Consider the following 22,426-nt stretch of genomic DNA (forward strand, 5'->3'; position numbering starts at 1 on the left):
CCGAATATCGCGCAAAGAAAGGATGGAACCATTTGTCCAGCCCAAATACAGAAACGTTAACTCAAATGATTGAAGAGATTTCCCAAAAACTGAACATGCTGAACGTCGGCGTGATTAAAGCGGAGGATTTCAGTGATGAAAAGATCGAAGACCTCACGTACCTTCACAGCATGGTGATGAAAAAACAATCATTTAGCCCTAGTGAAATGCAGGCGATTGCTCAAGAACTAGCCTCACTTCGTAAATAAATGAGACTGGCCGGAAACTCGGCGAGTCTTTTTTATCATTGCCCCAAAACCAATTTTCCTTAAAACAGGCGTCATGAACTTTATTTTTACAACCGGAAGAAACAGGCGGCCAAACATGATACTGTGGCAGAACGTTTTCGCTTTCTGCTATTTGACCGGTAAAGAAATGCCTGTTGATGACAATGTTCGAATAAGATTTGAAGGAGTACAAGCATGAAAACGACAGCTATCAAAACAGCATCCGGAATGTATATCAACTACTTCTTTCTGGGGATGGTCAACATCATTCTGGCATCCAATATGTCCTCTTTAACGAAACAGTGGAATACCGACCCGACCGGCATCAGTTATGTCATTGCCGCTATCGGCTTCGGCAAGCTGCTGACATACGGAATTTCCGGCGTTTTATCAGATAAAATTGGCAGAAAGCCGCTTGTTATCGCTTCTGCGGGAATTATGGCCGTCTTTTTAGTCGGTATTCCTTTGTCACCGAGCTATGAACTGGCGTTTGTGTTCGCCTTATTAGCCGGAGTCGCAAATTCAGCGATGGACGCTGGAACATATCCGGCCCTAACCGAGCTCTTCCCGGCTGCTTCCGGCTCGGCGAATGTCCTGGTCAAAGCCTTTATGTCTGTTGGGGCCGCTCTTTTGCCGCTTTTGATCACATTTTTTTCAGACCACAGCCTGTTTTACGGATTTGCTTTTTATCTGCCGGCAGCGGTCTATGCGCTGAATATCGTTTATCTATCAACGCTTTCGTTTCCTAAGAAACAGAAACCAACTAACAGCAGCCAACAGGAATCTCCCGCTTTCTTGTCTGAACCCGTTTTTCAGAAAGAAGGCACCGCACTGATCATTATCGGTTTTACATCAACGGCTTTATTTACTGTTTCTCAAATCTGGCTTCCGAGCTATGCGCAAAAGGCTGCCGGTTTAGCTGAATCAGCATCCGTGCAATTGCTGAGTTATTACAGCATAGGATCTCTGACATCTGTATTATTGCTAGCCGTTTTGCTGAACAGATGGATAAAGCCGGTCATGATTACGCTCTTATATCCTGTTATTACTTTATGTACACTCGCAGTCATGCTGACGGTTCATGTCCCGGTTGTGCTGGACATCACTGCCTTTTTCTTAGGCTTTTCTACCGCGGGTGTGTTTCAAATTACCATTACATTAATGACAGAGCTTTTCTGGAAGCGAAAAGGAACCGTTACCGGAATTGTAGCCACCGCTTCAAGCATCGCGTCGATTCTGCTGCCGATTGCCACGGGGCTCATCGCAAAATCGGGAGGCATCGCCCATATCTTTATGTTCGACTTCGGCATAGCAGTCATCGGAACAGCTGCAGCCGCCTTCTTATATTACAGATACAAGAAACTGACAGGTGCTCAAGCCTAAGCAACAAAAAACGGACGCCCGGGAGCGTCCGTTTTTTTATTTCTCAAGCAATGCTAACGATTCACGATTAAACGCCGGAATATCATCCGGTGTGCGGCTTGTGACCAATTGATCTTGGCAAACGACCACTTCCTGATCCACAACGTCAGCACCCGCGTTTTCCATGTCAACACGAATGGACGTATAGCCTGTCGCTTTTCGGCCATCGAGCGCTTTCGCATTGATTAAAAGCTGCGGGCCGTGGCAAATCGCAAATACCGGTTTTTTGTCAGTCATAAACGCTTTTGCAAATTGGACGAAACGGTCATCCGCGCGAAGCTGGTCTGGCGAAAATCCTCCGGGAATCAAAAGCGCATCAAAGTCTGAAGGGTTTACGTCGTCAATGGACGCGTCAACCGTCACTTCCGCGTTCCCCTGCTTGCCTTTTACTGTTTTTCCTTTTTCATTTTCAATGACAGTCAGTTCATGTCCCGCTTCTTTAAAGGCTTTCGCAGGTTCAGTGTACTCGCTGTCCTCAAAATAATCTGTCAAAACAACTGCAATTTTTTTCCCCATGAATCATTACCTCCCGCTTTAATATGCCTACATAAAACACTCTACCCCAGCCACACTAAAATAAACATTCCGCGAATCTGACAAACGATAAGCATAAATACCCAGCATTTGTCGTTTGATGCTGCTACATAATACTCATTTTTCTCCCTTTTACAATAATCATAAAGAAACACCTACAAATAGTTACAAAATATTCTTACAATAGGAGCTGTAACACAAATTTCGTTGAAAGGTGGAGAACCGGTGAGAATACAGAAAAGACGAACACACGTCGGTAACATTCTCCGTATTCTTTTGCCCCCAATTATGATACTTAGCCTAATCCTCCCAACACCACCCATTCATGCAGAAGAAAGCGCGGCTCCTCAGGTACAACTGAGTATTTTGGCCACGACTGATATTCATGCCAACATGATGGATTACGATTACTACAGCGACAAAGAAACGACGGATTTCGGGCTGGCAAGAACGGCACAGCTGATCCAAAAGCACCGCGAGCAAAACCCAAACACCCTGCTCGTCGATAACGGCGACTTGATTCAAGGGAATCCGCTGGGCGAATACGCGGTGAAATATGAAAAAGACGACATTATCTCCGGCGCGAAAACCCATCCGATCATCAGTGTCATGAATGCGCTGAAATACGACGCCGGCACATTGGGGAATCATGAATTCAATTACGGGCTCGACTTTCTCGACGGCACGATCAAAGGGGCCGATTTCCCGATTGTAAATGCCAACGTCAAAACAACAAGCGGTGAAAACCGTTATACGCCGTATGTCATTAAAGAAAAAGCCGTCACTGACGAAAACGGCAATGAGCAGATAGTAAAAGTCGGCTACATAGGCTTTGTCCCGCCGCAAATTATGACGTGGGACAAAAAGCATCTCGAAGGTCAGGTGCAAGTGCAGGATATCGTAGAATCCGCCAATGAAACGATCCCTAAAATGAAGGCGAAAGGCGCAGATGTCATTATCGCCCTCGCCCACAGCGGTATTGAAAAGCAAGCGCAATCGCCAGGCGCGGAAAACGCTGTATTTGACCTAGCCACCAAAACGAAAGGCATTGACGCGATTATCTCGGGCCATCAGCACGGACTTTTCCCTTCCGCAGAGTATGCGGGTGTTTCTCAATTCGATGTTGAAAACGGAACGATTAACGGCATTCCTGTCGTCATGCCAAGCAGCTGGGGCAAATACTTAGGCGTGATTGATCTCAAACTCGAAAAGACGGACGGCTCATGGAAGGTGGCAGATTCCAAAGGCAGTATTGAATCCATTGCCGGCAGTGTCACATCCCGAAATGAAACGGTCACAAACACCATTCAGCAAACACACCAAAACACACTGGAATATGTCAGAAAACCAGTCGGCAAAACAGAAGCAGATATTAACAGCTTCTTTGCACAGGTCAAAGATGACCCTTCCATTCAGGTTGTGACCGACGCGCAAAAATGGTATGCCGAAAAGGAAATGAAGGATACCGAGTACAAGGACCTGCCGATTTTATCCGCTGGAGCGCCGTTTAAAGCAGGCGGCAGAAACGGGGCCAATTACTATACGAATATTCCGGCTGGAGATCTTGCCATTAAAAACGTCGGTGACTTGTATCTGTACGATAATACCGTTCAGATCGTCAAGCTGACAGGCAGCGAAGTCAAGGACTGGCTGGAGATGTCAGCAGGCCAATTCAATCAAATTGACCCGTCAAAAGGCGGCGATCAAGCCTTGCTGAATGACAATTTCCGCTCCTATAATTTTGATGTGATTGACGGTGTCACATATCAGGTCGATGTCACAAAACCGGCGAAGTACGATGAGAACGGAAAAGTGATCAACGCGGACTCATCCCGGATCATCAACCTTTCCTATGAAGGCAAAGCAATCAGCCCGAATCAGGAATTTCTCGTTGTCACAAATAATTATCGCGCGTCCGGAGGCGGCGGTTTCCCTCACCTGACGAGTGATAAGATTGTCCATGGCTCCGCAGTTGAAAACAGACAGGTGCTGATGGATTACATTATCGAACAAAAAACAGTCAATCCAAAAGCGGACAACAACTGGTCAATCGCGCCTGTTTCCGGAACGAATGTGACGTTTGAATCCTCGCTTTTGGCTAAGCCGTTTGCCGATAAAGCGGATGATGTCGCTTATGTAGGCGAGTCTGAAAATAGTGGCTATGGTGTGTACAAGCTGCAATTCGATGATGATTCAAATCCTGATCCTCCAAAAGACGGACTGTGGGATCTGACTGTGATGCACACCAATGATACGCACGCTCACCTCGATGACGCGGCGAGACGAATGACGAAAATCAACGAAGTGCGAAGCGAAACAGACCACAACATTCTCCTTGATGCGGGAGATGTATTTTCCGGCGACTTGTATTTCACAAAATGGAACGGTTTAGCTGATTTGAAATTGATGAACATGATGGGCTATGACGCCATGACCTTCGGAAACCACGAGTTTGATAAAGGACCGACAGTGCTTTCTGATTTTCTCAGCGGAAACAGCACAACCGTCGACCCGGCGAACCGCTATCACTTTGAAGCACCTGAATTTCCGTTCGTCAGCGCAAATGTAGATGTGTCAAATGAGCCTAAGCTGACATCATATGTCAAAAAGCCGCAAACCTTTACGGCAGGTGAAAAGAAAGAGCCCGGCATCCACCCTTACATTCTGTTAGATGTTGACGGTGAGAAAGTCGCCGTATTCGGACTGACAACGGAAGATACAGCCACCACATCAAGCCCGGGCAAAAGCATCGTTTTCAATGATGCCTTTGAAACAGCACAAAACACCGTCAAAGCGATTCAGGAAGAAGAAAAAGTAAACAAAATCATTGCTTTAACCCATATCGGGCATAACCGTGATCTTGAGCTGGCCAAAAAAGTGAAAGGCATTGACTTGATCATCGGTGGACACACCCATACCCTCGTTGACAAAATGGAGGTCGTGGACAACGAAGAACCGACGATTGTGGCGCAGGCAAAAGAATACGGACAATACTTGGGACGTGTCGATGTCGTGTTTGATGAAAACGGCGTGGTGCAAACAGACAAATCAAATCTAAGCGTGCTGCCAATTGATGAACATACAGAAGAAAACGCAAAAGCCAAAAAAGAGCTCGATCAGTTCAAAACTGAATTAGAGGACGTGAAAAATGAAAAAGTAGGATACACGGATGTCGCGCTTGACGGCCAGCGCGAGCATGTGCGCACGAAGGAAACCAATCTCGGAAACTTCATTGCAGACGGCATGCTGGCAAAAGCGAAAGAAGCTGCCGGCGCCAGAATAGCGATAACAAATGGCGGCGGCATCAGAGCCGGCATTGACAAAGGCGACATCACACTCGGCGAGGTGCTGAACGTGATGCCGTTCGGCAACACGCTTTACGTGGCCGATTTGACCGGAAAACAAATCAAAGAAGCCCTTGAACAAGGCTTAAGCAATGTGGAAAACGGAGGCGGCGCCTTCCCTCAGGTGGCCGGAATCCAGTATACGTTTACATTAAACAAGGAACCTGGACACCGTGTTCTTGAAGTCAAATTGGAATCGCGTGACGGAAAAACAGTTAATCTTGATCCTGACAATACCTACCGCGTGGCAACAAATAATTTTGTCGGCGCCGGAGGAGACGGATATTCTGTCTTTACGGAAGCATCCCATGGTGAAGACCTTGGCTACGTGGATTACGAGATTTTCACCGAACAGCTGAAAAAACTAGGAAACAAGGTCTCTCCTAAAATCGAAGGACGCATCAAAGAAGTATTCCTGCCGACAAAGCAGAAGGATGGCAGCTGGACTCTCGATGAAGACAAATTTGCGATTTATGCTAAAAATGCCAACACGCCGTTTGTCTATTATGAAACATATGAAGGATCTCAAGAGAAGCCTATCAATCTTAAAGTAAAAGAAGATCAGGTCAAACTTTTGAAAGAAAGAGAGTCAGATCCTTCATTGACGGTGTTCAACTACTGGTACAGCATGAAGCTTCCAATGGCGAACATCAAAACCGCGGACACTGTAATTGGAATCAAATCTACCGGTGAATTGGACGTGTCTATCGGAGATGTATATGATTTTACAGTGAAGCAAAAAGGAAAAGAAGTGAAATCATTCAAGGAGCCCGTACAGCTTTCGCTTCGCATGTTTGATATTGAAGAAGCTCATAATCCTGCCATTTACCACGTCGACCGGAAAAAGAAAGCTTTCACAAAGACAGAAAACGGATCAGTTGACGATGATATCGTGACAGGATATACAAACCACTTCAGCGAATACACGATCTTAAATTCCGGTGAGAACAACAAACCGCCGGCATTCCCGTCTGATCAGCCGACCGGCGGTGATGACGGCAGCAATGGCGGAGGCTCCGATAAACCAGGCGGAAAACAGCCGACTGACGGGAACGGAGGAAATGATACACCTCCCGGCACTGAACCGACAAATGGCTCTGGAGGAAACGGGTCAGGCGGATCAGGAACGGACAGTCCCGCTGGCGGCCTGCTTCCGGACACAGCCACATCTATGTACTCGATCCTCTTGGCCGGATTTCTGATCAGCGCGCTCGGAACGGCAATGTACTTGCATCAGAGAAGAAAACAGAATAGAGCGAATCAGGCATAAAAAAAGAGCTGCTCGTTAAGCGAGCAGCTTTCTTTATTTAGACCCACTTCACAACATCTTCAACAGCAGATCTTGTTTTCGGACGAGGATCTCGTACACGGTAGCCGAATGCCACCATCACAGAAATGTCGAAGCTTCCATTTTCCAGAAGGCCTTCTTCTTCAAGAATGCGGTGAATGTGATCATACTGGAAGCCTTCTACAGGGCAGGAATCAACGCCTATTTGCGCAGCGGCCGTCATCATGTTGCCAAGTGCAATATAGGTTTGTTTTGATGCCCAGTCAAACAATGTTCTGTCACTTTCAAGCAAATGCAAATCGTTTTTCTGGAACTCTTCCGTTTTGCTGAGGTAGCCTTCGTACACGTCCTGAGGCATTTGTTTCACTTCTTTTAAATGACGTTTGATGTAGTCCGCATCGTATTTGATATCCTTCGCTGTACGTGCAAGAATCAGAACGAAATGGCTTGCTGTGGGCAGCTGTTTTTGCGCGCCCCATGTGTATTCGCGAAGTTTCTCGCGAAATTCCGGATTTTGGACGACAACAAATTTCCAAGGCTCAAGGCCGAGGGAACTCGGAGACAGTCTTCCTGTCTCTAAAATAAATTCAAAATCGCTGTCTGATACTTTTTTATTCGGGTCAAATTCCTTTGTCGCATGTCTGAAATTGTATGCATCGAGAATTTGTTTCTTTACATCTGCCATGTTAAACACCTCTCCTTATGGTTACTCTCATCTCTATTGTAGCCATTATCATAAAAAGTAAAAGTACGCACATTTTTGTTGGATAGTATCAATTTTGATACCAACAAAAAAAGCGCGCTGCCGCAGGCAGGCGCCTTTCTCATTTTCCCCGCCGCGCAAAATCAACAAATCGGAATTTGTCGAGACGGTGTCTGCTTTCCGTATATTGAAACAGACTCGTATCCTCCAAAAAGACGTAGTTTCTCACCACGACCATATGGTCATAGCCGCGTAAATCGAGCAACTCCCTGTCCTCATCCGTACATGGCTCGGCAACAATTTCTTTTTGGGCATAACTGATCGAAAGACCCAGGTCTCCTTCAATATATTCATATATGGAGTTTTCACAAATTTCTTTCGTCAGGTGAGGCACATGCTTTCTGAAAAAGTAATCCTTGTCCAAAATTACATGTTCCCCGTCAATCTTTCTAGACCTGATGACTTCCCAAATGTCGTCATCCGGATTGGCCCGGAGCTGTTTTTGGATCAGCTCTGACGGAGGCTCCAGCCCGAATTTGTGTACAGTTGTTTTCGTTTCTTTGCCAAGCGTTTGTGCGAGCTCCTTGAAACTGACAAGGCCTGAGACGGGAAACTGCATTTTTTCACGGTTGAGAACGATAGAGCCCTTCCCTCTGATTTTCTGAATATAGCCGTTTTGCGCAAGCATGTGAAGCGCCTTTCGGACCGTTTCTCTTGATGTATCATACTGTGCGGTCAACTCATGTTCAGACGGAAGAATCTCTTCCGCTTTCCATCGGCCGCCCTCAATTTGCTGCGCGATGTCTTTATAGATTGTGATGAATTTATTCACCTTCATTATGGACCACCCAGCTTAGTTTAACACGGTTTCGTTAAACGATAAACAATGGACTCATACGGACGGAGCGTCATGTTCTGCAGCTCTTCCCTCACATCATCGTTCGTCAGCAGCACCTCTGCCTTCCACTCGTCAGGCGCTATAGAATCCGGCAGTGTAAAGGCTGCCTCTGTCCCATAGAAATTATTGATCACGAGCAGCTTTTCATTGCTGCCGTGTCTGAGATACGCAAAAACGTTCGGATCATCCTTTGCGATTAATTCATACGTCCCCTCTGTCACAATGTCATATGTTTTTCGAATCTGAATCAGTTTTTGATAATGGTAAAACACCGAGTTCTGATCCTGCAACGCCGCTTCAGCATTGATTTCCCGATAGTTGCCGGCGACCGGTATCCATGGCGTGCCCGTTGTAAAACCGCCATTCTCCGTATCATCCCACTGGACAGGCGTTCTGGAGTTGTCGCGGGATTTCGCCTGTAAAATTGCTGTGATCTCTTGGTCGGGCATTCCTTTTTCCTTAAAAGCGTGATACATGTTCAGTGATTCGACATCCCGATACGAGCTGATATCAGCAAACTTCGGATTCGTCATTCCCAGCTCCTCGCCCTGATAAATATAAGGCGTGCCCTGCATCATATGAATGGCGGTAGCGAGCATTTTCGCCGATTTCACCCTGTACGCGCCGTCATCTCCATATCTAGATACAACGCGCGGCTGATCGTGATTGCACCAGAACAGAGCGTTCCATCCCCCTCCAGCGTGCATCCCCGTCTGCCACTCGGATAAGATCTCCTTCAGCTTCAAAAAGTCAAACGGCGCCAAAGCCCATTTTTCACCGTTTGGATAATCAACCTTGAGATGATGGAAGCTGAACGTCATATCAAGTTCTTTATTTTTGGGATTTGTATACCGGATGCAATGATCTACAGTTGTTGAAGACATCTCACCGACCGTCATACTGTCATAATGTGAAAACACCTTTTCGTTCATTTCATGCAGAAATTCATGCACCCGCGGCCCGTCAGTGTAAAAGGAACGGCCGTCACCGCCGTCTTCCGCATTCGGAAAGCGCTGGTCTTTAGAAATCAGGTTAATGACATCAAGCCTGAAGCCGTCTATTCCCTTTTCAAACCAAAAATGCATCATCTCATAGACATGCTTTCTGACCTCTTCATTTTCCCAATTCAAATCAGCCTGCGTCACATCAAACAGATGCAAATAGTATTGGCCCGATGCTTCGTCAAGCTCCCATGCCGAGCCGCCGAATTTCGATTCCCAGTTCGTCGGAAGAGAACCGTTTTCCTGCGGGTTTTTCCATATATAAAAATCACGGTACGGGCTGTCTTTTGACGAAATCGCCTCTTGAAACCATTTGTGCTCTGTTGACGTATGATTGACGACAAGATCCATGACGACTTTCAGGCCTCTTTTATGGGCTTCGGACAATAACCGCTCAAAATCCTCCATCGTCCCGTATTCAGGATAAATCGAGTAATAATCACGAATGTCATACCCATTATCCTGCTGCGGAGAGTCATAAATCGGTGTCAGCCAAAGCACATCCACCTGAAGTGTTTTTAAGTAATCAAGCTTTTCAATAATGCCGTTCAGATCGCCGACACCGTTTCCTGTCGTATCGTTAAAGCTTTTCGGATAAATTTGATAGACCACAGCTTTTTTCCACCATGGCGTTTGTTCTGTTTTCATCTGTCTCCACCACCGATTTTTCAGAATAAAAACGGGAAAAGGGAACGCTAAAACACGTCCCGCTCCCCATTGGTTATTTATGTTTGAATCTTGCATACGCGTATGTTCCGGCAAACGGCACGATCAATACAATAGCCATCCCGATTGCAAACGCGCCCCAGTGCTGGCTCATGATTGAGAAAATACCCGGCACGCCGCCGACACCGACGGAGCTTGCCAGCACACCTTGAGAAGAAATATACATTCCGGCCAGCCCGGAGCTGACCATCGCAATGATAAACGGGAATCTGTATCGCAGATTCACTCCGAAGATGGCAGGCTCTGTAATACCGAGATAAGCAGAAATCCCTGATGTGAGGGAAAGGCCTTTTTGTTTCTCATCTTTCACGATAAACATCATGGCCAGCGCAGCTGAACCTTGTGCGATATTAGAAAGCGCCAGCATCGGCCATAAAAATGTGCCGCCAAGCTTTGAGCCGATGAGCTGCAGGTCGACTGCAAGAAACGTGTGATGCATGCCGGTAATGACGAGCGCTGAGTAGAAACCGCCATATAACAAACCGCCCAGTGCGGCAAAAGAGCCAAACACTGAGATAAGCCCTGAAGTCAGCACGTTTCCGATCGCAAATGTAACCGGGCCGATAATGATAAAAGAAGCAAAACCTGTTACGAGAAGCGTAATCGGCGCAACAACGAGCAGCTGTATGCCCTCAGGTGTACGCTTTGTTAAAAACACCTCAATCTTCGCCAGCACATAGGATGCCAGCAAAATCGGGAGCACCTGTCCCTGATAGCCGACTTTCTGCACCTCAAGGCCGAACAAATTCCATACCGGGATCTTTCCGCTTTGTTCTGCGGCGCCATATCCCCACGCATTCAGCAAATCAGGATGCACGAGCATAACGCCAAGCACAATGCCAAGGAGCGGATTGCCGCCGAACCGTTTGACCGCAGACCAGCCGATTAACGCAGGCAGAAACGTAAAGGCCGTGCCTGCAATCAGGTTAATCATATTAGCGAGATCCGCCCACTGCGGATAGACCTGCACAATCGACTTTGTACTGAAGAAAATGCCCTGCGCCGTTAAAATGTTATTGATCCCCATCAAGAGACCCGCCGTGACAATCGCAGGCAATATCGGAATAAAAATATCTGCAAGCGTTTTCACAGCACGCTGCAAAGGATTCATATTTTTTTCTGAAGCCTTCTTCACTTCATCCTTTGTTGACTCGCCAATCCCCGTTTCCTTGACCAGTTCAGCGTACACTTTGTTGACCGTTCCCTGGCCGATCACGACCTGAAACTGCCCGTTTGTCGAAAACGACCCCTTTACAACGTCAATCTGATCAAGTTCCTCTTGATCAACCTTGCTTTCATCTATTAATGCAAAACGCAAACGTGTAACACAATGAGTTGCCGCTGCAATATTTTCAGCACCGCCGACTGCTTCGACAATCTGCCGTGCCGATTTGTTCAGTTCCCCCATGCCAACCCCTCCGTATCCGTTTTTATAACTTGTATATACAACTTATGACTATATTGTATTCCTGTATATACATGTAGTCAACAATTTTTTATAGCGCTTTCATCCTAGTCCGGGAATATCTGAAACAGACAGACAAGGTTACCCTAAAAGTCACAAGCACTTATTGAATAAGACATTGAAAAAGCAGGATAAACGCGATAAAGCGCTTAAGCTCATCAAAGAGCTTGAAGAACATCAGGACAGACCGATCTCTCCCGATTTAAAGGAAAACCTCGATACTCTGACCTTATTAACAGAAGGCTGCTTAAACATCGTATTTAGACAATTTGATTTTGGAAACGGGCTGTGCGGATTTATTTATATCGAAGGAATTGTAAAATCTGAACATATTCAGGATCACGCCCTCCGTCCTTTCTTGAGGCATCTGACGGATCAGATAGATGAACATGAAGAGTCGCTGCAAAACACATTATCGATTTCAAGCGTTGCGTCAGAAACTAGTGTAAGCAAAGTGGCTGCATCCATCATTGAGGGGAACGCGGGTTTATTTGCAGACGGGCATTCAAAATGCCTGATCTTAAAAATAAAAGGCGGTCAAAGAAGAAGCATTGAATAACCGATAACAGAATCAACCATTAGAGGATCAAGAGAGGGCTTCACTGAAAGCCTCAGGGTATAATGTTCAGCACGGCTGATTCCTTTCCCCGCCATCATAGAAGCATTGATTATGGAAATTTCTTTTGAGGCTCTCCGTGAAGAGGGATGCGCCTGCCGAAAACCGTTGGCCAGACGGTCAGCATTCTCGGCGCTCTTGTCATTGGGACAGCCGCTGAAGCGGAAATTGCGTCTGCCCCCATGGTGATTGTCGTATCCTGGATCGTTCAGACCTGATCATCGCACCCTTATGGATTCCGGTCATTATGGTGAAGATAGCTGGTTCGCTTTATATTGTGGTATATGGGCTTTCCTTCTTACACTCAAAAATCGACCTGAAAGCCATGTATACACCAACCGGCATGTTTTCGCTTGTATGCAGCTTTTGGTTCTTCCTGAATACAAATCAGCTGATCGACTTTAATAGAATCAAGCCGATCATTAATAAGGTAATTTCTTTTTTGCTGCCTTTATTCATCTATTTGATCATCAAAAGCAAAGCGATGTTCGGCGCCAAAGCAAAACGCTAAGAATTTTTGGCTTCTTTTGTTTGATAAACAGGGTCCTGTTTCGTTTTCCCTCTATCTTTCAGGTAATACTGTTCAGATGTAAAAAATTCGGTATATAGCGCTTTTACCTTTCTGCTCAATAACAGCAGCGCAATCACATTCGGGACAACAATAAAAACTAATGCTAAGTCCAATATGCCCCAGATGGCTTTTGCTCCGCCTGCGGCACCTATGATAATAGCCGCTAAATAAACGAATTTGATCACGTGTCCTGCCAGCCGCCCGAACAGAAATTCAGCTTGCTTTACGCCGTAAAAAATGACAACCATAATGGTCGATACAACAAAGAAAACGAGAGAAACCGAGACGAAATACCCTCCGCCAGAACCAAAATAGTGCTGAAATGCAGCCGTCGTCAGTGCTGCCGGGTCATTTGAGGCATTCTTCCCTGTCCAGACACCGGATGAAAGGACGATAAAAGCCGTGGTGGTGCAGATGATCAAAGTGTCAATGACAATTCCGATCACAGACCAGAACCCTTGCCTTACAGGGTGATCAGTCTTTGCCGCCGCATGTGCAATCGGGGCTGTTCCCATTCCGGCTTCATTAGAATACAGACCGCGGGCAAATCCCCAGCGAACGGTTTCAGCCAGGGCAGCACCAGCGAATCCTCCAACTGCTGAAGAAGAGGTAAACGCATTCGAAAAGATAAGAGAGAAAAACGCCGGCACTGATGAAAGATTCATCAGAACAATCAGGAGACCGGCTCCCACGTATGCCCCTGCCATAAGAGGCACGACAAACTCTGTTACTTTTCCAATCCGCTTTACCCCTCCTATTACCACTAACCCGATCAAAAACGCAATGCCGATTCCCGCATATATTTTATTGAAAGAAAACGTTTCGGCAAGAGAGACTGAAACCGAATTCCCCTGAACCATAATGCTCGGAATCAGCTCCACGATCAGCGCAACAGAGAAAAATACGCCGAGCCATTTCATGTGCAGCCCTTTTGTTATGTAATACATCGGTCCCCCGACAAATTCCCCCTGCTCATTTTTTTCTCTGTAATGAACAGCGAGCACACTTTCAGAAAACTTAATCGCCATGGCAAATAAGGCAATAAGCCACATCCAAAAAACCGCTCCGGGTCCGCCAAACATAATAGCGGCAGGCACCCCGACAATGTTCGCTGCACCGATCGTTGAGCTGAGGGCTGACGTCAATGCCTGGAGCGGAGTGACTGTGCCCTCTCCTTTCGGCTTTTTTCCTACACTGCCGATCGTCTGCTTCAAAATGTATAAGGGATAGCGAAATTGAAAACATTTCAGCAAAATGGTGAAGTACAATCCCGTCCCCGTCAGCAAGATGATTAGCGGCGGACCCCACAGCCAATCAGATATACGCTCTATCCATTCCAATAGTTGTTCCATCCCATCACCCTTTTTTCGTTTATGAGTCATTTCCCCACAGACGGTTAAACATAAACCTTTTAGACAGAGACCACTGGAACACAAAGAGGATGGCCTTTATCAATCGCCATCCTTCAGACAAGACAAATCAGCTGGAAGAAGGTCTGTTTCGTCCAAGCCGGTCATATACTTTATTCTTATAAAAAGCGGACGCTGGCTTTGAAAACATGCCTTTTTTTTCAACAAGCTTATCAAGCAGCATCTGCTTTTCGTTTTTTTTTCTGATTAATAGCTCACGTTCTTTTTCGTCATAGCATTTTGCGATTAAATGGTCGATGGTCATGAGCTCTTTTTTGAGCGCGCCCTCGTCCTCTGCCATTCCCGCATTTTTTAACATACGGTAGCTCATGCGAAGCGATTCCGGCAAGTGTGCCGCGTCATCCTTTGGCAGCGGTTTTCCCATTCCCGGAAGGTTTTCAAATTCTCCGTCTTTGATGGCACGCTTAATTTTATCTTCAGACACAATATGGGAAAAATCCATCAGTTCACCTCTTTTCATTTATTTCCTTATATTTTATCACACCTCCCTAAGTACCATTTTATTCCTGTGTTTCTAGAAAGAAACCTTATTTTACATTTAGCAATATGTCAAGCGAAACGTTGATTCGACGGCGTTTTTCGCCACTTTCTCCACCCGACGATTTTCACTTTTCTAATCTGCTGATTCGTGTTATATTGGATACGTTCGTTTTTTCTATCGTTTCGCTCGAACTGTGATCGGAAAAAAGGAGTGTAACAATGAAAACATTTATAAAAGAAAGAGGACTGGCCTTCTTCTTAATTGCGGTCGTCCTGTTGTGGATCAAAACGTATGTCGGTTATGTCCTGAACTTCAACTTAGGAATAGACAACACGATACAAAAAATATTGCTTTTTGTGAATCCTTTAAGCTCAAGCTTGTTCTTTCTTGGCTTTGGACTCTTGTTCAAGAAAAAATTACAGCAGACAGCCATTATAGTGATTCATTTTTTAATGTCTTTTTTACTGTACGCAAACATTGTGTACTACAGATTTTTCAATGATTTTATTACAATTCCGGTCATTATGCAGGCTAAAACAAACGGCGGCCAACTCGGTGACAGCGCATTTTCGCTGATGAGACCGACTGACGCCTTTTACTTTATCGATACGATCATTCTGATCATCTTGGCGATCAAAGTGAACAAGCCTGCCGAAACGTCCAGCAAAAAATCGTTCCGAATCGTTCTTGCATCTTCGATTCTTGTGTTCTTAATCAACCTGGCAGTTGCGGAATCAGACAGACCTGAATTGCTGACAAGATCATTCGACCGAAACTATCTTGTGAAATACTTGGGCACGTACAATTTTACGATTTATGACGCTGTGCAGAATATCAAATCCAACAGCCAGCGCGCGCTTGCCGATTCCAGCGACGTGACGGAAGTGGAAAACTACATGAAAGCCAATTACGACGTGCCAAATAACGTGTATTTCGGCAAAGCGGAAGGAAAAAACGTCATTTACGTTTCACTTGAATCTCTGCAGTCATTTATCATCGACTATAAAATTGACGGCAAAGAAGTCACACCATTCTTAAATAAACTGGCTCACGATAACGAAACGTTCTACTTTGATAACTTTTTCCACCAAACGGGACAAGGTAAAACATCTGATGCGGAATTTATGATGGAAAACTCTCTGTACCCGCTGGCTCAAGGTTCAGTTTTCGTAAACAAAGCGCAAAACACGCTTCAATCCGTTCCAGCGATTCTGAAGTCTAAGGATTACACATCTGCTGCGTTCCACGGAAACACGCAGACGTTCTGGAACCGTAACGAAATGTACAAAGCGGAAGGCATCGATAAGTTCTTCGATTCTGCCTACTATGACATGAACGAAGAAAACACGAAAAACTACGGCATGAAAGACAAACCGTTCTTTAAAGAATCAATGCCGCTGTTAGAAAGCCTGCCGCAGCCGTTCTATACGAAGTTCATTACCCTATCTAACCACTTCCCATTCGGAATGGATGAGGGTGATACAGACTTCCCGGCTGGAGACTTTGGTGACTCTGTCGTCAACAACTACTTCCAGTCAGCCCATTACCTTGATCAGTCCATTGAACAATTCTTCAATGACCTGAAAAAAGACGGGTTATATGATAAATCGGTTATTGTGATGTACGGAGACCATTACGGCATCTCTGAAAACCACAATAAAGCGATGGCTAAAGTTCTTGGCAAAGATGAAATCACTGATTATGACAACGCCCAGCTTCAACGGGTGCCGCTCTTTATCCACGCTGCCGGCGTGAAGGGCCAGCAAGTTCATAAATATGCCGGAGACGTCGATGTGGCTCCTACCATTCTGCATTTGCTCGGAGTGGACACGAAAGACTACCTGATGTCCGGTTCTGATATTTTATCTAAAGAACACCGTGAAGTGATTCCGTTCCGTAACGGAGACTTTATTTCACCGAAGTACACGAAAGTATCCGGCAAGTATTACGATACGAAAACCGGAAAAGAGCTTGATGAAGCTGAAATCGACAAGTCAGAAGACTCACTCGTCAAGAAGGAACTTGAAATGTCCGATAAAATCATAAACGGAGACCTGCTGCGGTTCTATGAGCCGAAAGGTTTTACGAAGGTGAACCCTTCCGATTATGATTACACAAAACATGACGAAGATTCTTCCGAAACGTCAACGGATGATGAAGATAAATAAGAAAAAGCAGAGAGGCTAGCCTCTCTGCTTTTTTTATTTCACCGCAGCTCTCAATTCCTCCGCTGCAAATTCGACATTCGGGCCAATGATCACTTGAACCGATTGCCCGCCTGATTTGACGACCCCTTTTGCGCCTGCTTTCTTTAGCAGCGTTTCATCCACTAAAGCGGTATCCTTCACAGTCAGCCGCAGTCTTGTGGCGCAATGATCAATGGTTTGAAGGTTTTCTTTTCCGCCGAGCCCTTTCAGCATGATGTTTTCATTGACATCCTGAACAGTATTTTCATCCAGCACTTCATCCACATCATCGTCTTCGCGTCCCGGCGTTTTTAAATTCAATGCCTTAATCAGTACATAAAACACGATAAAATAGACAGCCGCATAGCATATACCTACCAGAAGCAGCAGCAGCGGTTTTTCTGCAATTCCGTAGCTCAGCACATAATCAATGGCTCCGGCTGAAAAAGAGAAGCCTGAGCGGATGCCGAGCCAGTTGACGATAAATAAAGACAGCCCGGTTAAGACCGCGTGAACAGCGTATAATAGCGGAGATAAAAACATAAATGCAAACTCAATCGGCTCCGTAATCCCTGTGATAAACGCAGTCAAGGCAAACCCGATCATCATTCCCGCAGTTGCTTTCCGTTTTGAAGGCTTTGCAGTCACAACCATAGCTAGACACGCCGCCGGAAGACCGAACATCATGATTGGGAAGAATCCGGTCATATATGTCCCTGCTATCGGATCTTTCGCGAAAAAGCGCGCCAGATCTCCTGTCACTCCGTTATATTCTCCGAATTGGAACCAGAAAATATTGTTCAGCACGTGGTGAAGGCCAAGTGGAATTAACAGCCTGTTGAACAGGCCGAATATGCCAGCCCCGATGCCGCCGAGCCCAAGCATCCATTCTCCAAACTCGTTAATGGCCGATTGAATCGGCGGCCAGACAACTCCGAATATGCCTGCTAAAATGATCGTAATAATGGCTGTTACAATCGGCACAAGCCGTCTGCCGCTGAAGAATCCAAGATATTCAGGCAGCTTTGTATCCTTAAAGCGATTATAGGTGTAGCCGGCAATTAAACCGGCAATGATTCCCCCAAACACCGCCATGTTGTTTGTTTTATCAATTGTCTTTGTCGCCGCGTCAAGCATCAGATATGATATTGCTCCAGACAACCCCGCGGCCCCATTGCTGTCCTTTGAAATGCCAATGGCAATTCCGATCGCGAAAATAAGCGGCAGATGATCAAACACCGCCGTCCCTGCTTGATAGACAAACGGGATATTAAATAAATCCTCTCTGCCAAGCGCAAGGATAATCCCGACTGCAGGCAGAACCGCAATCGGGAGCATAAATGACTTCCCGAGTTTTTGTAAAAATGAAAGCATACCCATCCCCCTCATACCCCTTTTTTTCAAATATACCATATAGGATATCTAGTGATCTATACCAATTTTCCCAGGGTATTTCTTTTTTCCCAAGTCCGTGTGTTTCCTATTTTTAAGACAGTTGTGGTAAGCTTAAACTAGATTATTTAAAAAGAAAGCGGGAATGACAGATGATTGTAACAAACGATCAAGAATTAGAAGGCCTGAAAAAAATCGGAAGAATCGTCGCGCTGGCGCGTGAAGAAATGAAACGGAAGGCAGAGCCTGGCATGAGCACAAAAGACCTTGACCTTATCGGAAAAGCGGTGCTTGATGAACATGGCGCCGTTTCAGCACCTGAGAAAGAATACGACTTTCCGGGTGTGACATGCATCAGCGTAAATGATGAAGTGGCCCACGGCATACCAAGCACTTCCAAAATTTTAAAAGCGGGAGATCTTGTGAACATTGACATCTCCGCTGAATTTGGCGGCTTCTATTCCGACACAGGCATCTCATTTGTGCTCGGTGAAGGAGAAGAACGCCTTCATAAGCTTTGCCAATGCGCGGAAGACGCTTTTCAGAAAGGGCTGCAGCAGGCAAAAGCAGGAAAGCGCCAAAACCAAATCGGAAGAGCCGTTTATCATGAAGCACGCTCTCAAGGCTTTACCGTCATCAAAACCCTGACCGGCCACGGAATCGGCAGAAGCCTGCATGAAGCGCCGAACCACATCATGAACTATTATGATCCGTTTGATAACGCGCTTTTCAAAAACGGCACAGTCATCGCCCTTGAACCGTTTATTTCAACGAAAGCGGAAACGATTGTTGAAGCTGGAGACGGCTGGACGTTCAAGACACCGGATAAAAGCATGGTTGCCCAAGTTGAACACACCATCGTTATCACAAAAGATGAACCGATTATCCTGACAAAACTGTAAAACACATTCCGGGCTGCCGGATGGTTTAACCTCCTCCAATTGCAGGTAAAACATCACTATTCGCAGGAGGAGGTATGGCAATGAACAGAGATCAAGAAAAAATCCAAATTGAAAACGAAATGAATGCAATGCATGGCGCAACAAAAGAAGAAATTTTAAAAGACTTTGAGGAATTTAAAGACTACTTGAGTAAACAAGTGAACAGAGGCAAAAAGCTGGGATTGGATGACGGCAAGCTTGTGAAAAGCGCCGCGATCCTGGGAGACTACCTCGCTAAGCATGAAGAGCCGCACAACAGTGAAGAAATGCTGCTGCAAGAGCTTTGGGGTGTTGCGGATGAAGATGAGAAAAAACATTTGGCACAGCTGCTGGTCAAATTGGTTGATAAGCAATAAAAATACGAGCCGGGCGCATATGCTGCCCGGCTTTCTTGATATTGTCACAGCCCGGCTCTTCCAGATATGCTACACTACTATTATGTCTGTGAAAGGAGCCTTTATCTGCATGTGGTTTATTATTTTTGGCATCATTTTTTTCATTGAAGGCATCATGATGACCGTTTACGGCGTGAAGAAAAAAAACGGGATGCTCACATATATCGGCATTGTTTTCAGCATTATGACATTCGGCGTTGTCATGATCAAACTAACCGGCCATTAAATCATATTCAGCTTTTACTCGGCATATACATACAGAAGAACATTCGTACAGCTAGTGCGAAAGGCTCAGTTTTTCCCGCATCTCTTTTCAGCATCTTTCCATAGATGTTACAATGCCAATCGCTTGGTAAAACCCTCTCCATTGGGAGAGATAGGGAAAGGAGTTTTCTGACATGCATTACGGCAGTAAAGGCTGGTATGTTGAAGAATTAAAAAAGCAGGGGATCACGCACCATGAAGGAAGAAAGCTTCAAAGCTATAAAACCTATTTTCTTGCCAACCTGCTTGAAACAAAGAAAAAATGATCATAAGAATGGTAAAGCCGCGCTCGTTGATATGCGCGGCTTTTTTTCTATTCAACAGGCAGCAGCCTGTCCCTTTTTTTCATAAAGGACGCTATCCAGCTTTCCGACAGTGTGTCTTCACTTAAAATCCGTTCAATGACGGCGAGATTTTTTGCATCATGGTAGTTGATTCGATTTGCGAATTGGACTGATATGTCTTTCTCACCCTTGGATAGCAATTCCAGTTTGGCGCCGGGAGCCACCCTGCCCTCTTCCAGCACGCGAAAATAAAAGCCGGTATAGCCGGTTTGCTGAACCTTGAGCACCATTTCCTTTACGCCCAACTTTTTCGCCAGCTTTACACACGGCTGGCGCGGCTGGCTGACCTGAACAACAGCTTCATCAAGCTTGAACACATCCCCGATGCAAACGTTCTCCTCGGTCAGGCCCGCGACCGTCAGATTTTCACCAAATGCGGCGCTTGGCAACGGTCTTGAGAGAAGCTCTCTCCAAAACGGATAATGTTCGGCCGGGTAGACACAGACAGCCTTATCAGCTCCGCCGTGATTCACGAGATCCGCCTGTCCGTCACCTTCAAAGTTTTCCCGATACAGCATAACAGCGGAATCAGCGGGCTGCTTCATAATGCCGGTTTCGATTTTTTTGCCGTCATACTCAAGCGTCTGCGGCTTTCCGAGATTAAGAGAAAGAACTGGATAGTGCAGTGACTTCATACGAGCACATCCCCTTTACAGGTTGTAAAATGATTGAGTATCATAAAAAGAAAAGGTGATTTTTACATGCTTCAATACCGAATCGTTGCAGGCGGCCGGGTTCAAGGTGTGGGCTTTCGCTATTTTGTTCAAATGGAAGCCGATAAGCGAAAACTGGCCGGCTGGGTCAAAAACCGTGATGACGGACGTGTCGAGATTTTGGCAGAAGGCCCGGAAAACGCCTTACAATCATTTCTTGAGGCTGTAAAGAAAGGCAGCCCTTTCTCTAAGGTTACCGACGTCTCTGTCACAGAATCCCGCAGCCTTGAAGGCCATCATCGATTTTCCGTTGTTTACTCGTAAGGCTTATCCTGATAAAAGTAATTCGGCTTAACGATTGAGTTGTCATAGGAACGGTGGAAGATATGCGTGGCAGCGGGTGAAATCGGCGGAATCAGCCACGTCCAGTCCCCCGTCAGCTTTCTGCCCGCTTCTTCCTCCTGTTCTTCAAACCGTTTAAACTGGCTTGCGGCCGTATGATGGTCAACGATGCTGACACCTTGCTTTTTATACGAGTGCAGTACAGCTTTATTCAATTCAACAAGCGCTTGATCCTTCCATAAATCCGTATTGTAATCAGTAGAAATGCCGATAACGGACGCCACTTTTTTGAGCTTGTCATACCGCTTTTCATCTGCCAGATTTCTTGCTCCGATCTCCGTTCCCATATACCAGCCATTAAACGGCGCAGCATTATAATGAATGCCCCCGACCTCAAGCTTCATATCAGAAATAATCGGCACGCCGTACCATTTCAGCTCCAGATCAGAAAACGCTTCGATTTCAGGATGTGTGATTGGAACCTCGATCACAAGTGAACGCGGCAGCTCATACCAGACCGGCTGTTCGTCGCCTTTCATGCGAAAAATGAGCGGTAGCAGGTCAAAATCCGTTCGCTCTCCGCGCCAGCCAAGCTGCTCGCAGGCTGCGGTCAGGGAACGGGAAGCCGGGTCACCGATTCTTTCCCCGTCTGATTCATATCCAGCGTACCGGATCAGCTGATGATTCCAGATTTCGACTTGCTTTTCACCCTTCTCTTCCGGAGGGAAAATCGTAATGCTCGGCCTGATTTTCCCGTTATTGGTGGCGGTTTCTATGTGATGAAAGAGGGCGTCCCGCACATCCTCCTTCGTCCGGACGTCACGTCTGTCGATGACAGTCAGCGAATTCCAGAACAATCTGCCGATGCAGCGGTTGCTGTTTCTCCAAGCCATTTTCGCCCCGTGCTCGATTTCTTCCTTCGTATGTACATAGCTTCCGGTCCGGTCAATTTCACTTTTAATGCCATCGAGACGGTCTTTCACTTCCTCCTCCTTTCCCAATTCCTGATAGCATGCGGCAATAAACGCTTTCGCTTCGTTCCAGAGTATTTCTTTTTCTTCCAACAAACTCTCCCCTTCAAATCACATTCATGCTTTTCATTGTATCGTTTTTAAGCCGGAAGACAAATGATTTTTCTGTATCTTCTTGGAAAACATAAAAAAC

The 22,426-nt window shown here is 45.9% G+C and carries 19 protein-coding genes and 2 pseudogenes; 11 read left to right on the top strand and 10 right to left on the bottom strand.

Annotated elements, in window-relative coordinates:
• Positions 1 to 32: 32 nt before the first annotated feature.
• Both RAC86_RS00235 and RAC86_RS00240 read left to right on the top strand, forming a co-directional pair.
• Positions 33 to 248, top strand: a complete 216-nt coding sequence (locus RAC86_RS00235; protein ID WP_003223104.1) for a DUF1128 domain-containing protein — start codon at positions 33 to 35, stop codon at positions 246 to 248.
• A 213-nt stretch (positions 249 to 461) separates the two neighbouring features.
• Positions 462 to 1,649, top strand: a complete 1,188-nt coding sequence (locus tag RAC86_RS00240) for an MFS transporter (RefSeq protein ID WP_061188174.1) — start codon at positions 462 to 464, stop codon at positions 1,647 to 1,649.
• 36 nt (positions 1,650 to 1,685) lie between these two features.
• Here the strand turns inward: RAC86_RS00240 and yfkM are convergent, their stop codons facing one another.
• Entirely contained in the window at positions 1,686 to 2,204 is a 519-nt protein-coding gene (yfkM, locus tag RAC86_RS00245) for a general stress protein 18 (protein ID WP_072182792.1), read from the bottom strand.
• 243 nt (positions 2,205 to 2,447) lie between these two features.
• Between yfkM and RAC86_RS00250 the strand changes: the two genes are divergently transcribed.
• Positions 2,448 to 6,836, top strand: coding sequence for a multifunctional 2',3'-cyclic-nucleotide 2'-phosphodiesterase/3'-nucleotidase/5'-nucleotidase (locus RAC86_RS00250; RefSeq protein WP_072565941.1), 4,389 nt, complete (start codon positions 2,448 to 2,450; stop codon positions 6,834 to 6,836).
• 37 nt (positions 6,837 to 6,873) lie between these two features.
• Here RAC86_RS00250 and RAC86_RS00255 read toward each other — a convergent pair whose 3' ends face one another.
• The 4 genes from RAC86_RS00255 to treP form a co-directional block, all read right to left on the bottom strand.
• Entirely contained in the window at positions 6,874 to 7,539 is a 666-nt protein-coding gene (locus RAC86_RS00255; protein ID WP_003223097.1) for an NAD(P)H-dependent oxidoreductase, read from the bottom strand.
• 139 nt (positions 7,540 to 7,678) lie between these two features.
• On the bottom strand, positions 7,679 to 8,395 hold the full coding sequence (treR, locus tag RAC86_RS00260; protein WP_072565940.1) for a trehalose operon repressor: 717 nt from the start codon (positions 8,393 to 8,395) through the stop codon (positions 7,679 to 7,681).
• Between the two features lie 20 nt (positions 8,396 to 8,415).
• Positions 8,416 to 10,104 (bottom strand): alpha,alpha-phosphotrehalase, encoded by a 1,689-nt coding sequence (gene treC / locus RAC86_RS00265; RefSeq protein ID WP_072565939.1) that lies wholly within the window; start codon positions 10,102 to 10,104, stop codon positions 8,416 to 8,418.
• Positions 10,105 to 10,177: 73 nt separating this feature from the next.
• Complete coding sequence (treP, locus tag RAC86_RS00270; protein WP_072565938.1) at positions 10,178 to 11,590, bottom strand: PTS system trehalose-specific EIIBC component; 1,413 nt, start codon at positions 11,588 to 11,590, stop codon at positions 10,178 to 10,180.
• 175 nt (positions 11,591 to 11,765) lie between these two features.
• Between treP and RAC86_RS00275 the strand changes: the two are divergent.
• A pseudogene (locus RAC86_RS00275) lies at positions 11,766 to 12,463 on the top strand (spore germination protein); the annotation flags it as partial.
• A pseudogene (locus RAC86_RS00280) lies at positions 12,463 to 12,774 on the top strand (endospore germination permease); the annotation flags it as partial. The pseudogenes RAC86_RS00275 and RAC86_RS00280, both read left to right, overlap by 1 nt.
• On the opposite strand, the gene RAC86_RS00285 reads toward RAC86_RS00280, so the two are convergent.
• Complete coding sequence (locus RAC86_RS00285) at positions 12,771 to 14,186, bottom strand: alanine/glycine:cation symporter family protein (RefSeq protein WP_014113032.1); 1,416 nt, start codon at positions 14,184 to 14,186, stop codon at positions 12,771 to 12,773. The pseudogene RAC86_RS00280 and the gene RAC86_RS00285 sit on opposite strands and share 4 nt — an antisense overlap.
• Before the next feature lie 127 nt (positions 14,187 to 14,313).
• Positions 14,314 to 14,706: a DnaJ family domain-containing protein gene (locus tag RAC86_RS00290; protein WP_061187068.1), complete on the bottom strand. Its 393-nt coding sequence runs from the start codon at positions 14,704 to 14,706 to the stop codon at positions 14,314 to 14,316.
• A gap of 257 nt (positions 14,707 to 14,963) precedes the next feature.
• Between RAC86_RS00290 and ltaS the strand changes: the two genes are divergently transcribed.
• The gene (gene ltaS, locus RAC86_RS00295; RefSeq protein ID WP_014113030.1) at positions 14,964 to 16,913 is read left to right on the top strand and encodes a lipoteichoic acid synthase; all 1,950 of its coding nucleotides are present in this window, start codon (positions 14,964 to 14,966) and stop codon (positions 16,911 to 16,913) included.
• Between the two features lie 33 nt (positions 16,914 to 16,946).
• Here the strand turns inward: ltaS and nagE are convergent, their stop codons facing one another.
• Positions 16,947 to 18,305, bottom strand: a complete 1,359-nt coding sequence (gene nagE / locus RAC86_RS00300; protein WP_072565937.1) for an N-acetylglucosamine-specific PTS transporter subunit IIBC — start codon at positions 18,303 to 18,305, stop codon at positions 16,947 to 16,949.
• Between the two features lie 170 nt (positions 18,306 to 18,475).
• Here nagE and map point away from each other — a divergent pair, with 170 nt between their 5' ends.
• The 4 genes from map (at position 18,476) to RAC86_RS00320 (ending at position 20,189) form a co-directional block, all read left to right on the top strand.
• On the top strand, positions 18,476 to 19,225 hold the full coding sequence (gene map / locus RAC86_RS00305) for a type I methionyl aminopeptidase (RefSeq protein ID WP_003223067.1): 750 nt from the start codon (positions 18,476 to 18,478) through the stop codon (positions 19,223 to 19,225).
• A gap of 80 nt (positions 19,226 to 19,305) precedes the next feature.
• Complete coding sequence (locus RAC86_RS00310) at positions 19,306 to 19,620, top strand: DUF3243 domain-containing protein (protein WP_014113028.1); 315 nt, start codon at positions 19,306 to 19,308, stop codon at positions 19,618 to 19,620.
• A 109-nt stretch (positions 19,621 to 19,729) separates the two neighbouring features.
• Positions 19,730 to 19,885 (top strand): hypothetical protein, encoded by a 156-nt coding sequence (locus RAC86_RS00315; protein WP_014113027.1) that lies wholly within the window; start codon positions 19,730 to 19,732, stop codon positions 19,883 to 19,885.
• 172 nt (positions 19,886 to 20,057) lie between these two features.
• Positions 20,058 to 20,189: a YflJ family protein gene (locus RAC86_RS00320; RefSeq protein ID WP_014113026.1), complete on the top strand. Its 132-nt coding sequence runs from the start codon at positions 20,058 to 20,060 to the stop codon at positions 20,187 to 20,189.
• A 47-nt stretch (positions 20,190 to 20,236) separates the two neighbouring features.
• Here the strand turns inward: RAC86_RS00320 and RAC86_RS00325 are convergent, their stop codons facing one another.
• Positions 20,237 to 20,902 carry an MOSC domain-containing protein gene (locus RAC86_RS00325; protein ID WP_377885325.1) on the bottom strand — a complete coding sequence of 222 codons (666 nt, stop codon included), beginning with the start codon at positions 20,900 to 20,902 and terminating at the stop codon, positions 20,237 to 20,239.
• A gap of 66 nt (positions 20,903 to 20,968) precedes the next feature.
• On the opposite strand from RAC86_RS00325, the gene RAC86_RS00330 reads away from it, so the two are divergent.
• Positions 20,969 to 21,244, top strand: coding sequence for an acylphosphatase (locus RAC86_RS00330; RefSeq protein WP_013307940.1), 276 nt, complete (start codon positions 20,969 to 20,971; stop codon positions 21,242 to 21,244).
• On the opposite strand, the gene nosA is transcribed toward RAC86_RS00330, so the two are convergent.
• Positions 21,235 to 22,326, bottom strand: a complete 1,092-nt coding sequence (gene nosA / locus RAC86_RS00335; RefSeq protein WP_072565935.1) for a nitric oxide synthase — start codon at positions 22,324 to 22,326, stop codon at positions 21,235 to 21,237. The genes RAC86_RS00330 and nosA overlap by 10 nt on opposite strands.
• Positions 22,327 to 22,426 lie beyond the last annotated feature (100 nt).

It is taken from the genome of Bacillus sp. LR_5 (genome assembly GCF_042709275.1).

Coding starts and splice junctions, on each gene's coding strand:
- RAC86_RS00240 (WP_061188174.1), top strand. CDS start 462: ATGAAAACGACAGCTATCAAAACAGCATCCGGAATGTATATCAACTAC.
- yfkM (WP_072182792.1), bottom strand. CDS start 2,204: ATGGGGAAAAAAATTGCAGTTGTTTTGACAGATTATTTTGAGGACAGC.
- RAC86_RS00255 (WP_003223097.1), bottom strand. CDS start 7,539: ATGGCAGATGTAAAGAAACAAATTCTCGATGCATACAATTTCAGACAT.
- treR (WP_072565940.1), bottom strand. CDS start 8,395: ATGAAGGTGAATAAATTCATCACAATCTATAAAGACATCGCGCAGCAA.
- treC (WP_072565939.1), bottom strand. CDS start 10,104: ATGAAAACAGAACAAACGCCATGGTGGAAAAAAGCTGTGGTCTATCAA.
- treP (WP_072565938.1), bottom strand. CDS start 11,590: ATGGGGGAACTGAACAAATCGGCACGGCAGATTGTCGAAGCAGTCGGC.
- RAC86_RS00285 (WP_014113032.1), bottom strand. CDS start 14,186: ATGGAACAACTATTGGAATGGATAGAGCGTATATCTGATTGGCTGTGG.
- RAC86_RS00290 (WP_061187068.1), bottom strand. CDS start 14,706: ATGGATTTTTCCCATATTGTGTCTGAAGATAAAATTAAGCGTGCCATC.
- ltaS (WP_014113030.1), top strand. CDS start 14,964: ATGAAAACATTTATAAAAGAAAGAGGACTGGCCTTCTTCTTAATTGCG.
- nagE (WP_072565937.1), bottom strand. CDS start 18,305: ATGCTTTCATTTTTACAAAAACTCGGGAAGTCATTTATGCTCCCGATT.
- map (WP_003223067.1), top strand. CDS start 18,476: ATGATTGTAACAAACGATCAAGAATTAGAAGGCCTGAAAAAAATCGGA.
- RAC86_RS00310 (WP_014113028.1), top strand. CDS start 19,306: ATGAACAGAGATCAAGAAAAAATCCAAATTGAAAACGAAATGAATGCA.
- RAC86_RS00315 (WP_014113027.1), top strand. CDS start 19,730: ATGTGGTTTATTATTTTTGGCATCATTTTTTTCATTGAAGGCATCATG.
- RAC86_RS00320 (WP_014113026.1), top strand. CDS start 20,058: ATGCATTACGGCAGTAAAGGCTGGTATGTTGAAGAATTAAAAAAGCAG.
- RAC86_RS00325 (WP_377885325.1), bottom strand. CDS start 20,902: ATGAAGTCACTGCACTATCCAGTTCTTTCTCTTAATCTCGGAAAGCCG.
- RAC86_RS00330 (WP_013307940.1), top strand. CDS start 20,969: ATGCTTCAATACCGAATCGTTGCAGGCGGCCGGGTTCAAGGTGTGGGC.